The organism is Streptococcus sp. ZY171113 (assembly GCF_057748235.1).
On the sequence record NZ_CM173243.1, the window covers coordinates 565,663 to 579,018 of the forward strand.

Genomic DNA, 13,356 nt, shown 5'->3' on the forward strand with positions numbered 1-13,356 from the left:
GTCATAGCTTATACTGGGGTTAGGAGGTGATGAGATGAAGACCGTTAAAGAGGTTTGTGATTTGGCAGGCGTGAGTCGACGCACCCTGCATTACTATGATGACCTGGGTTTGCTAAAACCAAGCCAGGTGACCGAGGCTGGCTATCGTCTTTATGATGAGGTAGCCTTGCGTCGGCTTCAGGACATTCTTCTCTTTAAGGCCTTGGACATCCCTCTGAAAGACATTCAGACCTTGCTGAACGCCCCAAGGGCTGTCAGGCAGTCATTATTAAGTGACCACCTTCAAATTCTAGACATGAAGCGGGCTCACTTGGATGGGGTGATTGGCTTGGTCAAATCCATGATTAAAGGAGAAGAAGCGATGGCTTTAGACATTTTTAATACCCAAACTCTTAAAGACTTTCAAAGGGAAGCCAAAGACCGCTGGGGTCAGACCTCAGCCTATCAGGCATTTGAAGAGAAAGAGCAAGTAGCTCCAAGTCAGGACTATCAAGGTCTCTTGATTCCGATTTTTCAGAAATTTGCTGGTCTTAGCCAGCTATCGGTTTCTGATGAGGCAGTCAAGACTTGTGTGCGGGAGCTCCAAGATACAATCAGTCAGCACTTTTATCCCTGTGATGATGCCATGCTGGCCTATCTTGGTGAGCTTTATGTGACTGATGAGCGGTTTACCCAGTGGATTGATGGGCAGGCTGGTGCTGGCACAGCTCGTTTTGTTCATCAGGCGATTGGGGCGGTTGTGGCTGATGAGACCAGGTGATGTCAGGCAGTCTCTTACTGTCGTCAGATTATCGTTCGGTGGCTGAGTCAGCAATCTGCCTGCTCTGCCATCTTCCCAAAGAAAATAGTTCCCCTGTCAAGTGGCAGGGGATTTGTGGTATAATGAAGAAAATGGGTTTGGGAGGGTCTATGGAAGCAAAAAAGCAGCACATTGAGCGTAAGCGGGTTATCCTGTTCTTGGGGGTCTTGACCCTGCTCTACGCTCTCGCCATGCCTGATCGGGCGGATTTGCTGGTTAATCTGGGTAAATTGGTGCTTAGTCCGACCCAGCTCTTGACCGATTTTTTTGCGGTGGCTGGTTTGTCGGCAACTTTTGCCAATGTGGCTGGGCATTTCTTTGTGGCTCATTATTTGATGAGCCGAAACGAGCGGAGTAATATCAACGGCCTGCAGATTGGGGCGGTCGGGATTTTTGCGGGTCACGCCTTTTTTGGAACCCACTTGCTCAATATCCTGCCCTTGATTTTCGGCATGGTTCTCTATGCCAAGTTCACCAAGCAATCCTTCAAACTCTACACCACGGTGAGTTTGTTTGCGACGGCCCTGGCTCCCTTTGTCTCCTATCTGGCTCTTCATGATGGCCTGTCCTTGGGCTCTCTGGCCTTTGCGGTCTTGGTCGGTCTGATTCTGGGCTTCATTGCGCCTGCTCTGGCTGAGGAATTTCTCAAGTTTCACCACGGTTTGACCCTCTATAACTATGGTTTTACCACGGGCATTATTGGCATGATGGTGGTTTTGCTCCTGCCCTATTTTGGTATCGGGGTGGCTTCGGCCAATCTGATTAGTCAGGGGTATGATGCCTACCTACTGGGCTATCTGATTTTGATTATCCTGGTCTTGCTGGGGTTGCAGCTCCGCCATTTTCCCCAAGCCCTCCATGCTTATAGCCGGCTAATCCGTAGCACTGGGCGGGTGCCAGACGACTTTGTGTCCAAGTACGGGCTCTATCCTGCCCTCTTGAACATGAGTGTGACAGCGGGGCTTTACCTGCTGTGTCTCTTGGCCATGAGGGTTCCCTTCAATGGGCCGATTTTGGGTGGGGTCCTGACCATTACAGGGTTTTCAGCCTTTGGCAAGCACCCTCGGAATACCCTGCCAGTTAGTTTTGGGGTGGCTTTAGCGGCTCTCTTGGCTGGGCAATCCTTGGGAGATGTTCGCTTCGCCTTGACCTTCTTGTTTGCGACAGGGCTTAGCCCGATTTCGGGGTTTTACGGCCTGGTTTACGGGGTCTTGGCAGGTTTTCTCCACTACAACCTGTCAGCGACGGTCTTTGGTCTCCATCAGGGCCTTAGCCTCTACAACAATGGCTTTTCGACAGGTTTTGTGGCCGCCTTCTTGGTGCCCATCATTGATAGTTTGCAGGATCATAAACAGTATTGGATAAGGAAAAAATAGATGTTAGTTGAAAAAAACAAGGCGACACGGATCATGAAGGAGATTGTCAGCTATTTTTTGGACAATGACCTCAACGATTTTCACATTGATTTTACCATCAGCGACGGGGTCTTCCGTTTCTACATTGAGGCGGTGACTGACCAGGAGCCTGCTAGCTTTCAGAAGCTGGTGGCTGACCTCAACACCGAGCGGCAGCTGGAGGTGGACGAGTACTACAACGCCCTCCTGGGTAGCCACTGCCATGCTCACGAGCATGACTACACCTTCCTGGGCAAGGCCATCGACAAGGCCGAGGGCCAGTTCGAGGGTGGCAAACTCTCCCTTTTGATTTGGCGGTTTGAAGAACATTAACATGGAGCTGGCCCTTGGGCTGGCTTTTCTTTTTTAGGGAAATGGCAGAGCGGTCATACTGGTCTGCTCAGCTATTGTCCAAAGACGCTTTGACAATCATCGGCAGACACCTTGCCCGACAATCGACTCATTTTCTAGCCAGAGAGGCCTAAAACTGAGAAAAAATGGGGGATAATGGACGAATCTGGGGGACTTGTGGTAAACTAGGAGCAAGATGAGACAAGGGGGGCAGGCATGACCATTATCGAAAAAGCACCAGCCAAGATTAATCTGGGTTTGGACATTTGCGGTCGGCACGAAGACGGTTATCACGAGTTGGCCATGATTATGGCCAGCGTGGACCTCAATGACTATGTGACGGTGACTGAACTGGAGGCTGACGAGATTGTCATGACCTCCAACAGCCACCGCATGCCCCACAATGAGAAGAACGATGTGGTCAAGGCCGCCCGTCTGGTCAAGGAAAAGTATGGGATTAAGACTGGGGTCAGAATTGAGTTGGAGAAGAACATTCCCATCTGTGCCGGTTTGGGCGGCGGTTCCAGCGATGCGGCGGCCACCCTGCGGGCCTTGGACAAACTCTGGAACCTGGGCATGAGCCAGGCCGAGATGATTGAGCTGGGTTTTGCCATCGGGAGTGATGTGCCTTATTGCCTGTCAGCTGGCTGTGCCTACATCGCTGGCAAGGGGGAGCAGGTTGAGTGTTTGCCGACCAAGCTTTCCTCTTGGGTGGTTCTGGTCAAGCCGGATTTTGGGGTGTCAACACGCACGGTTTTCAAAGACATTGACCTTGAGACCATTTCTCGGGTGGATATTGAGGGCCTCAAAAGGGCCCTGATTGCAGGTGATTACGAGGCCATGCTGGCCTGTATGGGCAATTCTCTGGAGGACATCACCATTGCCAGACGGCCCCTAATCCAGAAGATTAAGGACCGCATGCTGGCGGCTGGGGCCGATGTGGCCCTCATGTCGGGTTCAGGTCCGACCGTCTTTGCCCTCTGCCCCACGGCCAAACGGGCCGACCGGGTTTACAACGCCATGAAGGGCTTCTGTAAGGAAGTCTACAAGGTCCGAACTTTGGTCTAGTTCCCTTGGGGAAATAGCAGAGCAATCAGTCTGGTTTGAGAGCTAGTGAGCCCGCTTTTATGGGCTTTTCAAGTGTAGTGATTGTTCGTTTAATTCCCCTTGTGGTAAAATAGACTAATCATTGTTTAGAATGGATAAGAATGAGTTTACGAGTATTTGTATTAGAAGACGATTTTAGCCAGCAGGGGCGGATTGAGGCCGCCATTGGTCAAGCTGTCAAAGACAAGGGCCTTGCCATCAAGTCGTTAGAGATTTTTGGCAAACCCAGTCAGCTCTTGGAGGCCATCAAGGAGACAGGGAATCACCAAGTTTTCTTTTTAGATATTGAGATAAAAGGTGAAGAGAAACGAGGGATGGAGGTTGCACGAGAGATTCGTGAGAAGGATCCGAGTGCTATTATTGTGTTTGTAACCACGCATTCAGAGTTCATGCCAGTAACTTATAAGTATCGGGTGTCAGCCCTGGATTTTATCGACAAGGCTCTGCCATTGGCCGACTACCAGGAGGCCATCACATCAGTCTTGGAGCATGCCCAGGCCAATGTCAGCCGAACCGTATCAGATGATGCCTTTGTCATCAAGAACGACTACGCCCATGTCCAGGTGCCTTTTGCGGATATCCTCTATTTTGAGACCTCATCGACCGTCCATAAGGTTATCCTGACCACCAAGACGGGTTCCCTGGAGTTTTACGGCAAGGTCTCGGAAATCGCCAAGCTGGATGACCGCCTTTACCAATGCCACCGAGCCTTTGTGGTCAACCCAGCCAACGTGACCAAGCTGGATCGGGCAAGCCAGACGGTGCATTTTGAGACAGGGGACAGCTGCCTAGTGTCTCGTTTGAAAACCAAGGGCCTGGTTGAGAGGTTGGAGCAGTATGTCTAATTTTCCTCTTTTTGCCCTGATAATCTTCTGCTTGGACTGGCTGATTAAGGTCTATGTCTTTCAAAAAATCAGCAACCTAGCAGTCAGTCGGCAGGCCATTTTCTTACTCTTACTGGGTGTGTCAGCAGTTTACCTGCTCAATCCTCAGGTGAGTTTGCTGCTGGAACCCCTTTACCTCTTGGTCTGGATGTTTCTGGTCTTGAAGCCCTTTTGGAAACTCAGTCAAATCTTCTATTACGGCCTCTTGCCCTTTGTCCTGGTTGAGCTCTGTCTGCGGATCATGGGGGCCTACCAGGCCAAGTACCTCCTACTCATTGAAACGCCGACTTATCCTGAAGGATTCTTGTTTACAGCCCTGGCCTATGGCTTGCTCTTTCTCATCTACCGTTTGTTTATGGCGGTTATGGCAGTGGATTTCAAGGTGGTCAACCAGATGTTCTACCACCAGCGGTTTACCCGTCTGTTAAGGGTTTTGATTGGGGGTCTACTGACCTATTCGGCCATTCTCCACCCTCACCTGGTCTTATCAGGTCAACAGCAGGAGGCGGTTCTGACCTATCAATCAGATGGTTTTGAGGTTTCTGTCGATGTGATTTTGTCCTATCTCATCCTCTTTGTGGCTGGGGTCATCTACCTCAACTATAAGTCCAAGGATCTTCTGGCCCAGAAGCTTCAAGAGGCTAAGGACAGTCAGCTTTCTGCCCTGGCCTCTTATAGCCAGCACGTCGAGGCTCTTTATGGGGAATTGCGGAGCTTCCGACACGATTATTCCAACGTTCTGGTCAGTCTCAGCTTAGCCATTGCCGACAGGGATATGGATCAGGTGGAGCGGATTTATCAAGCGGTTATGGCTGATTCAGACAAGCCCTTCTATCAGGGCAAGTACGACATTGCCAAACTCTCTAATCTCCAAAATGATGCCATGAAGGCCATCCTATCTGCCAAGCTCCTGGCAGCCCAGGCCCAGGGGATTGATTTGGCGGTAGAAGTGGAAGAACTCATTGACGCACCAGCTATGGACCTCTTGGAAGTTATCCAGATCCTCTCCATCTTCTTGGACAATGCCATCGAGGCGACCTTGGAAGCAGCCCAGCCCAGCTTGCTGGTCGCCTATTTCCAAGAGGGCAATCAAAAAATGCTAGTGATTGAAAATACGACCCTAGCGGAGCGGGTGGATACCAGGGATATTTTCAAGGTCGGTCAGTCCACTAAGGGAGATGGGCGTGGGATTGGCCTAGCCAATGTCCGTACCATTCTCACTAAGTATCCCCAGGTCAGCCTCCAAACCACCAGCTACAAGCACCGCTTTAGTCAGGTCTTGACCTTTAGAGACTGAGCCTTGGTTTGGCTGTTTAGCTAAACCTACCGTTCATGACAAAATAAGAACCATTCGTGACAGTAGCCACTCTCACGAGTGGTTTTTTTATATACTGTACTCATAACAAAGATAACTTAAGTCAAAAGGAGATACACATGAATCTTTTCCCTTCCGTTTTTGCTTCCGTCTTTAAGCGACGGGATGTCAACATCCTCTTAGCTTTCAGCTTTATGCCCCTGCTGGCATCTGCTCTGACCAGCCTATCAGACACGGCTCAGGTTGACCAAACCATGACACAAAGTTTGATTGGCTTTCTGCTATCGGTTATGGAAACCCAGTTCCAATTTATCCTACCAGGTCTGATGCTGGGCTTGATTACAGCTTCGGTCTTCCGAGATGAGATTGACTCCCGCATCCTCTTCCTCTACAAGGACATCAAACGGTCAAGAATCTTCAATGCCAAGCTCCTCAGTCTATATGCGGTCTATGGGGTCTTCTTCCTAGCAACGGTGCTGGTGACCACGGTGACCTATCTTATCTACACCGTTCCCCAGACTGGTTTCCAACTCTTGCCAAGTACTAATGTCGCAACGACACTTCACTATATGGCAACGCTGGTGGGACTTAACCTGATTCTCATCACCCTTTTGGCAGCTCGCTCCATCAAGACCAAGACCATGGTTGCCGTTATGCAGGGGATTTTCTTCAACCTCTTTGCCAATACAGCCCCTGTGTGGGTTGGTATCCGTTATGTCGTCCCAAATAGCTATGCGACCAAACTTGCTCCGCAATTTTCATTGGGTCTAGCCCTTGCCATTAGCCTTGGCTTGACCCTGCTCTACCTGGGCCTAGCCTATCGGTCAGCCCGTCGCAACTTTAACCAAATTGAATTTTAGAATTAGCACATAGAACAAAGAAAGAGAGAAAAACAATGCTTAACATCCAAAACCTATCGAAAAAATTTGCAGGAAACGACTTTTACTCCCTCAAGGATGTCAGCCTTGAGATTAAACAGGGCGAGATTGTCGGTCTTATCGGAAAGAACGGTGCCGGTAAATCAACCCTGATGAAACTGATGGCCAAATCCCTCAAACCAACTCAAGGGTCTATCAGCTACAAGGGCGTGGACATCAACACCGCCGACAACCTCTTGACGGACTTTGGTATCATGATTGACCCTGTCTTTTATCCTGAGATGTCTGTTGTGGACAACCTCAAGTTCTACCTCAAGCTCCACGGCAAGACCCAGTACATGGGCAATATCGAAAAGACCCTCAAACTCTTGGAACTCTGGGAGGCTCGTAACCGTAAGCCTAAGGGCTTCTCCTTTGGGATGAAGCAGCGGACGGCCCTGGCCATTGCCATGGTGGCAGAGCCTGACTTCCTGATTTTGGACGAACCTTTCGTGGGGCTTGACCCTATCGGGGTGCAGAAGCTGATTGACATCCTCAAACAGTGGTCTCAAGAACGTAACATCTCTATGTTGATTTCCAGCCACCAGTTGGGCGAACTGGAAGCCCTCTGCCAACGCTATGTCTATATCGACAAGGGTGAGTTGGCGGATGCCTTTGAGGGGCAGGGGGCTCCAAGTGTCTTGGTTGAGGTCAATAGCAGAGCTGACCGAGCTGACTTGTCTGCCTACCTATCTGATACTGTCCGCTTGGATGACAATGTCCTTGAAATCTCAACCCTTGCCACCCCTCAAGAACTCAATGCTGTTCTTGCCTACCTTGCCAGCCAGAACCTCATCTCTGGTTTGACGGTCAAGGAAAACCAACTCAAAGAAATCTTTAGCCGAGGAGAATAACCATGTTACAACTCTTACAACCTGTTTTTGAAAGTATCTGGAAACGAAGAGAAACCAAAATCTTTATCGGTCTGGCAATCCTAAACCCAACTTTCATCTTGATTTCGACCTTTTTGCCTAAGGAAGCTAATTTTTATCAACCCTCTGTAGCAGAAGGCTATGAACTCTTCTCATTCACAGGCATGGAAGCCATGATTCATGGCTTTGCTAACTCACTGGTCTTACCCATCCTAGCGCTTTTCTATCTGACCTATACCGTCTTTCGAGGGGAGGCAGATGCCCGTACCCTTTTCCTTTACAAGGATATCAAGCGGAGCGACATTTTCTGGGCTAAGGTGGTTAGTTTGATTGGTATTGTCTTTCTCTATTCTGGGGCTATCTTCGTGACCAGTCTAGTCTATTACTACGCACGTATCGGCCATATGGACTACGCCAGTTTGAATTTCTGGGCTCAAGATCCTGCTGCCAATGCTAATTTCTTCCAAACCTTCTTTGGAGAAAGTTTTAGTATGATGGTCTGTGTCTTCTTGGCAGCCTTTCTGTCCTTGAAAAAAGGCTTGGGTGTGACCATGGCGACCTCCTTTATCTATCTGATTGTCTTGGTGGTGATTAACAATTTTGGATTTAGTTTCTTGTCGCCTCTTGGCAATCGGGATGCCCTCTATGACGGTGGAAGTTTCTTCCTTGTCCTGGGAACCGCAGCCCTCGTCACCCTGATTTACAGCACTGGCTTGGCCCACCTGACCCTCAAACACTTTAAGGGGATGGAGTATTAGGTGATCAGTCAAAGAGGGAAGAGCATTCTTATCTTGGCTAATCTTTACAGGTTGTGAAAACACGGCCTGTTTTTTCATTTTGCAAAAGCCTGTTTTTATGGTAAAATTAACCAGTAAAGTGATAGAAATGAGGTCCCTTCATGACAGAATTAGCCCAGAAATTGGACAGGGTAATGAACAAGATTTTGCTGACGGCGGAGAGCCAGCACGAGCTTTTGCTTGGCCATTGCCAGAGCGAGGTCAAGCTGACCAACACCCAGGAACATATCCTCATGTTGGTAGCCAAGGAACAGCTGACCAACTCGGATTTGGCGCGGGAGCTCAACGTCAGCCAGGCGGCGGTGACCAAGGCTGTCAAGGCCCTTTTGACGGCGGGGCTCTTGTCGGCAACCAAAGACGAAACGGACGGTCGGGTGACCTTCCTGACCCTAACTGACGAAGCTCTGCCCATTGCCCAAGAACATGCCCACCACCATGACCACACCCTAGAGGTTTATGAGGCATTGCTGAGCGGTTTTTCGAGCCAGGAGCAGGCAGTCATTGCCCGCTTTTTGGACGGGCTCTCTCAGGGATTGGACGGTGGCAAATGAGGTACATCACCGTAGAGGATTTGGCCTTCCAATATGAGGCGGAGCCAGTCCTAGAGCACATCAGCTACCACCTGGACAGCGGGGAGTTTGTCACCCTGACAGGGGAAAACGGGGCAGCCAAGACCACCTTGGTCAAGGCGACCCTGGGGATTTTGACCCCAAAAACGGGGACGGTGACCATCGCAGACCAAAACACAGCAGGCAAGAAACTCCGCATCGCCTACCTGCCTCAGCAGATTGCCAGCTTCAACGCAGGCTTTCCCAGCACGGTTCAGGAGTTTGTGACCTCTGGCCGCTACCCCCGCAGGGGCTGGCTGGGTCGCCTGACCGACCACGATATGGAGCATGTCAAGGTCAGCCTGGAAGCCGTCGGCATGTGGGAACACCGCCACAAGCGGATTGGTAGCCTGAGCGGGGGCCAGAAGCAGCGGGCGGTCATCGCTCGTATGTTTGCCTCGGACCCAGACATCTTTGTCTTGGACGAGCCGACCACAGGCATGGACGCTGGGACCACCCAGACCTTTTACGAGCTCATGCACCACAATGCCAAGACCCACGGCAAGGCCGTGCTCATGATTACCCATGATCCAGAGGAGGTCAGCCGCTACGCTGACCGAAACATCCATCTGGTTCGCAACAACGACCTGCCTTGGCGGTGCTTTAACATTCACGACAAGGAGGAGGACCACCATGTTCACTGAGGTCTTAGCCTATGATTTCATGCAACGGGCCCTCTTGTCGGTCGTTGCCATTAGCATTTTCGCCCCGATTTTGGGGATTTTCCTAATCCTGCGGCGGCAGAGCCTGATGAGCGATACCCTCAGCCACGTGTCGCTGGCTGGGGTGGCTGTCGGCATTCTCTTGGGCATCAACCCGACCTGGGCCACCTTGATTGTGGTCAGCCTGGCGGCGGTGGTCTTGGAGTACCTGCGGACGGTTTACAAGCATTACATGGAGATTTCCACAGCCATTCTCATGTCTATGGGTCTGGCCCTTTCCCTCATCATCATGAGCAAGGCCAAGTCAGGTTCAGGTGTCAGCCTGGAGCAGTACCTCTTTGGTTCCATCATTACCATCAGCCAGGAGCAGGTCATTGCCCTCTTTGTCATCGCCCTGGCGGTTCTGGTCCTGACCCTGCTCTTCCTGCGGCCCATGTACCTGCTGACCTTCGATGAAGACACGGCTTTTGTGGATGGCATTCCTGTTCGAGCCCTGTCCATCGCCTTTAACGTCGTGACTGGCGTGGCCATTTCCTTGACTATCCCTGCGGCTGGGGCCCTCTTGGTTTCCACCATTATGGTCCTGCCGGCTTCCATTGCCATGCGTTTGGGGAAAAGCTTCCGCTCCGTGATTTTTTACGGGATAGGGATTGGCTTTATCGGTATGGTGTCGGGTATCTTTCTGTCCTACTGGGCAGAAACACCAGCCTCTGCCACCATCACCATGATTTTTATCAGTCTTTTCCTCCTGACCAGCCTGATTGGACTTGTCAGACGGAAAGCCTAAGCACAAGAGCCCCCTCTGGCTGAGGGGCTCTTTTCTTGTGAAAATAGCAACTTGTCTGAATATTATTTTTTAGCTAGAAAAATGGAAATTTTCAGAAAAAAGACTAGACAAGTGAGAAAAAATAGGGTATGATAATAAAAATTAAAAAAAGGAGAGCATGAGATGACAAGTGTTGAGACCATTGACTGGAACAATCTTGGTTTTGGTTACATTGATACCGGTAAGAAATTTCGGGCTTATTTTAAGGATGGCAAATGGGGTGAGGGCAAGATTGAGACCGACAAGCACCTGACCATCAGCGAAGCCTCTAACGTTTTTCACTACGGCCAGACCTGTTTTGAGGGGCTAAAGGCCTATCGGACCAAGGACGGTTCTATCCAGCTTTTCAGGCCGGATGAAAATGCCAAGCGGATGCGGCAGTCTGCTGAACGCTTGCTTATGGAACCCTATCCAGAAGAAGACTTTGTCCGAGCCATTCACGAGGTCGTCAAGGCAAATGCCGAATGGGTACCACCATACGGTACAGGGGCCTCCCTTTATATCAGACCCTTCCTGATGGGCATCGGAGACACCGTTGGGGTAGCGCCAGCCACAGAATACGTCTTTTCTATCTTTGTGACCCCTGTTGGGGCCTACTTCAAAGGTGGTCTAGCGCCAGCCCATTTCCTCGTCAGCGACTACGACCGAGCTGCCCCAAGAGGGACGGGAGCTGCCAAGGTGGCCGGCAACTACGCGGCCAGCCTCTACCCAGGCAAGATGGCCAAGTCTCAGGGCTATGCTGATGCCATCTATCTGGACCCTGCGACCAAGACCAAAATCGAAGAAGTGGGAGCCGCCAACTTCTTCGGCATCACGGCAGATGGCAAGTTTGTCACGCCCCTGTCGGACTCCATCCTGCCAAGCATCACCAAGTACTCGCTCATGAAATTAGCCGAGGAACGCTTGGGCTTGACGGTGGTTGAGGGGGATGTCTTTGTGGACCAGCTGGATCAGTTCGTGGAGGCTGGTGCCTGCGGTACAGCCGCCGTCATCACCCCAATTGGTTCCATTACAGCTGGCGACCACAAGCAGGTCTTCTACTCAGAAACCGAGGTTGGTCCGACCATCAAACGCCTCTACGAGGAGCTGGTCGGCATCCAGTACGGAGATGTTGAAGGACCAGAGGGGTGGGTGCAAACCGTCTAGTGACGCAGTTTATCTGTGATGACGTCGTTAGCTCGCTTTACCCTACCATTAGTAGGCCTTCAGCGAGCTGTTTAGTCCTCAAAGTAAACTGAGCCACTAGACTAGCCCATCATCAGAGGAGACGGTCGGCTGGTGACAGCAGCTGACTTATTTCTCAATACTAAAAATCAGAATATTCGGTTAATTGAAAGGGGATTGAAATCTTTCGATGCCCTTATGAAAAGGAGATTCTTATGACCACACACGACACGACAACAACCACGGGAGAGACCTTCGGGTCCTTTGTAAACAAGGTGCTGTCAGGGACAGCCATTGGGATCATCGTTGCCCTCTTGCCCAATGCCATTTTGGCCAACGTCATCAAGTACCTGCCTCAGGCAGACTGGTTGACTGACCTGTCTCGCATCCTCACCATTTTCCAATTCTTCCTGCCCATCATGTCAGGTTTCCTGATTGCCGAGAACTTCAAGTTGACCAGCATGCAGCAGGTAGCGGTCGGCGGTGCGGCCTACATCGGTTCTGGAGCTTGGACCTTCCGCCTTTTTGACAAGGCAGAAGAAACAGGGGCTGTTTTGGAAGCCCTTGGGCTCTTTCAGCTCCGTGGTTTGGGTGATGTCATCAACATGATGCTGACGGCTTCCTTGGCTGTTCTGGTCTGCAAGTGGATTGGCAACCGTCTGGGGTCTCTGACCATCGTTCTCCTGCCCATCATCGCTGGTATCGGCGTTGGTTACCTGGGTTGGCTGCTCTTGCCTTATGTGTCCCAAGTGACCACAACTATCGGTAACGCCATCAACAGCTTTACCGCTCTCCAGCCAGTTCTCATGAGTGTCCTTATCGCCATGTCCCTGTCTATCCTGATTGTGACCCCGATTTCAACGGTGGGTATCACCATCGCCATCGGCCTGACGGGGCTGTCAGCTGGTGCGGCAGCCCTTGGGGTTGCGGCGACCCAGACTTTCTTGGCCATTGCGACCGCCCCAAAAAACAAGGCAGGTGTGCCGACAGCGATTGTCCTGGGAGCGACCAAGATGATGATGCCAAACTTCTTGACCCATCCGATTATGGCGATTCCTATCTTGGTGACCTCTGGTTTGAGTGCCCTGGCTGTGCCCCTCTTCAACGTGACGGGTACCCCAGCGACCGCAGGTTTTGGCTACATCGGCTTGATTGGACCTTTGGCGGCTCTTGAAAATACCGGCCCTGTCCTCATGATTGCCATCTGGTTCTTGATTCCTGCCGTGATTGCTTTTGTCAGCCACTACCTCTGCCTCAAGGTCTTCAAACTTTACTCAGACGAGATTTTCGTCTTCAAAGGCAACTAAGCCTTTAGCCAGATCCCTTGGTCTGGCTTTTTTCTTTTGGGAAATAGCAGAGCTGGTCAGCGGCTTTTCTTCAGTTAATACTGGTGGGACAAACGCATGAAGAAAACGACGATTTCAAAAAACAATTTTTCAGAGAAGTGTTGCCCTTTTTAGATGAAAATTTTGGTATAGTTTCCGTGAGATGAATAGGGTAGTATCGAATATCGAAGTGTTTTCAAGAAAATTTCCGAAAATGTATGTAACCTAAAAAATAGTTGCATGCCTTTTCTTCATGCGTACGGCGTGGAATGCTAGCTAGGTCACTTTTATTTTCTTCTAAAATATGATAAAATGAACCGATTACATAGTTAAGG

Annotated in this window: 14 protein-coding genes; all 14 read left to right on the forward strand. The window is 50.5% G+C overall.

Annotation, left to right across the window (positions count from 1 at the left end):
- The first annotated feature begins 34 nt into the window (after positions 1 to 34).
- The 14 genes from AC3ARB_RS02625 (at position 35) to AC3ARB_RS02690 (ending at position 13,003) form a co-directional block, all read left to right on the forward strand.
- Positions 35 to 760, forward strand: coding sequence for a MerR family transcriptional regulator (locus AC3ARB_RS02625; RefSeq protein WP_488321013.1), 726 nt, complete (start codon positions 35 to 37; stop codon positions 758 to 760).
- A gap of 149 nt (positions 761 to 909) precedes the next feature.
- Positions 910 to 2,175, forward strand: coding sequence for a DUF1576 domain-containing protein (locus AC3ARB_RS02630; protein ID WP_488321014.1), 1,266 nt, complete (start codon positions 910 to 912; stop codon positions 2,173 to 2,175).
- Entirely contained in the window at positions 2,176 to 2,526 is a 351-nt protein-coding gene (locus AC3ARB_RS02635; RefSeq protein WP_488321015.1) for a hypothetical protein, read from the forward strand.
- A gap of 234 nt (positions 2,527 to 2,760) precedes the next feature.
- Positions 2,761 to 3,612, forward strand: a complete 852-nt coding sequence (ispE, locus tag AC3ARB_RS02640; protein ID WP_488321016.1) for a 4-(cytidine 5'-diphospho)-2-C-methyl-D-erythritol kinase — start codon at positions 2,761 to 2,763, stop codon at positions 3,610 to 3,612.
- A 140-nt stretch (positions 3,613 to 3,752) separates the two neighbouring features.
- Positions 3,753 to 4,496 carry a response regulator transcription factor gene (locus AC3ARB_RS02645; protein ID WP_488321017.1) on the forward strand — a complete coding sequence of 248 codons (744 nt, stop codon included), beginning with the start codon at positions 3,753 to 3,755 and terminating at the stop codon, positions 4,494 to 4,496.
- The gene (locus tag AC3ARB_RS02650; RefSeq protein ID WP_488321018.1) at positions 4,489 to 5,832 is read left to right on the forward strand and encodes a sensor histidine kinase; all 1,344 of its coding nucleotides are present in this window, start codon (positions 4,489 to 4,491) and stop codon (positions 5,830 to 5,832) included. The genes AC3ARB_RS02645 and AC3ARB_RS02650 overlap by 8 nt, the downstream gene beginning before the upstream one ends.
- A 137-nt stretch (positions 5,833 to 5,969) precedes the next feature.
- The gene (locus AC3ARB_RS02655; RefSeq protein ID WP_488321019.1) at positions 5,970 to 6,710 is read left to right on the forward strand and encodes a hypothetical protein; all 741 of its coding nucleotides are present in this window, start codon (positions 5,970 to 5,972) and stop codon (positions 6,708 to 6,710) included.
- Positions 6,711 to 6,745: 35 nt separating this feature from the next.
- A complete protein-coding gene (locus tag AC3ARB_RS02660) occupies positions 6,746 to 7,621 on the forward strand; it encodes an ABC transporter ATP-binding protein (protein ID WP_488321020.1) in 876 nt (291 codons plus the stop codon).
- A gap of 2 nt (positions 7,622 to 7,623) precedes the next feature.
- Complete coding sequence (locus AC3ARB_RS02665; RefSeq protein ID WP_488321021.1) at positions 7,624 to 8,397, forward strand: hypothetical protein; 774 nt, start codon at positions 7,624 to 7,626, stop codon at positions 8,395 to 8,397.
- Between the two features lie 140 nt (positions 8,398 to 8,537).
- Complete coding sequence (locus AC3ARB_RS02670; RefSeq protein WP_488321022.1) at positions 8,538 to 8,987, forward strand: zinc-dependent MarR family transcriptional regulator; 450 nt, start codon at positions 8,538 to 8,540, stop codon at positions 8,985 to 8,987.
- Positions 8,984 to 9,688, forward strand: coding sequence for a metal ABC transporter ATP-binding protein (locus AC3ARB_RS02675; protein ID WP_488321023.1), 705 nt, complete (start codon positions 8,984 to 8,986; stop codon positions 9,686 to 9,688). Before AC3ARB_RS02670 ends, AC3ARB_RS02675 begins: the two co-directional genes overlap by 4 nt.
- On the forward strand, positions 9,678 to 10,493 hold the full coding sequence (locus tag AC3ARB_RS02680; RefSeq protein WP_488321024.1) for a metal ABC transporter permease: 816 nt from the start codon (positions 9,678 to 9,680) through the stop codon (positions 10,491 to 10,493). Before AC3ARB_RS02675 ends, AC3ARB_RS02680 begins: the two co-directional genes overlap by 11 nt.
- A 162-nt stretch (positions 10,494 to 10,655) precedes the next feature.
- Positions 10,656 to 11,678 carry a branched-chain amino acid aminotransferase gene (locus AC3ARB_RS02685; protein ID WP_488321025.1) on the forward strand — a complete coding sequence of 341 codons (1,023 nt, stop codon included), beginning with the start codon at positions 10,656 to 10,658 and terminating at the stop codon, positions 11,676 to 11,678.
- Between the two features lie 233 nt (positions 11,679 to 11,911).
- Positions 11,912 to 13,003, forward strand: coding sequence for a PTS sugar transporter subunit IIC (locus AC3ARB_RS02690; RefSeq protein ID WP_488321026.1), 1,092 nt, complete (start codon positions 11,912 to 11,914; stop codon positions 13,001 to 13,003).
- Positions 13,004 to 13,356: the final 353 nt, after the last annotated feature.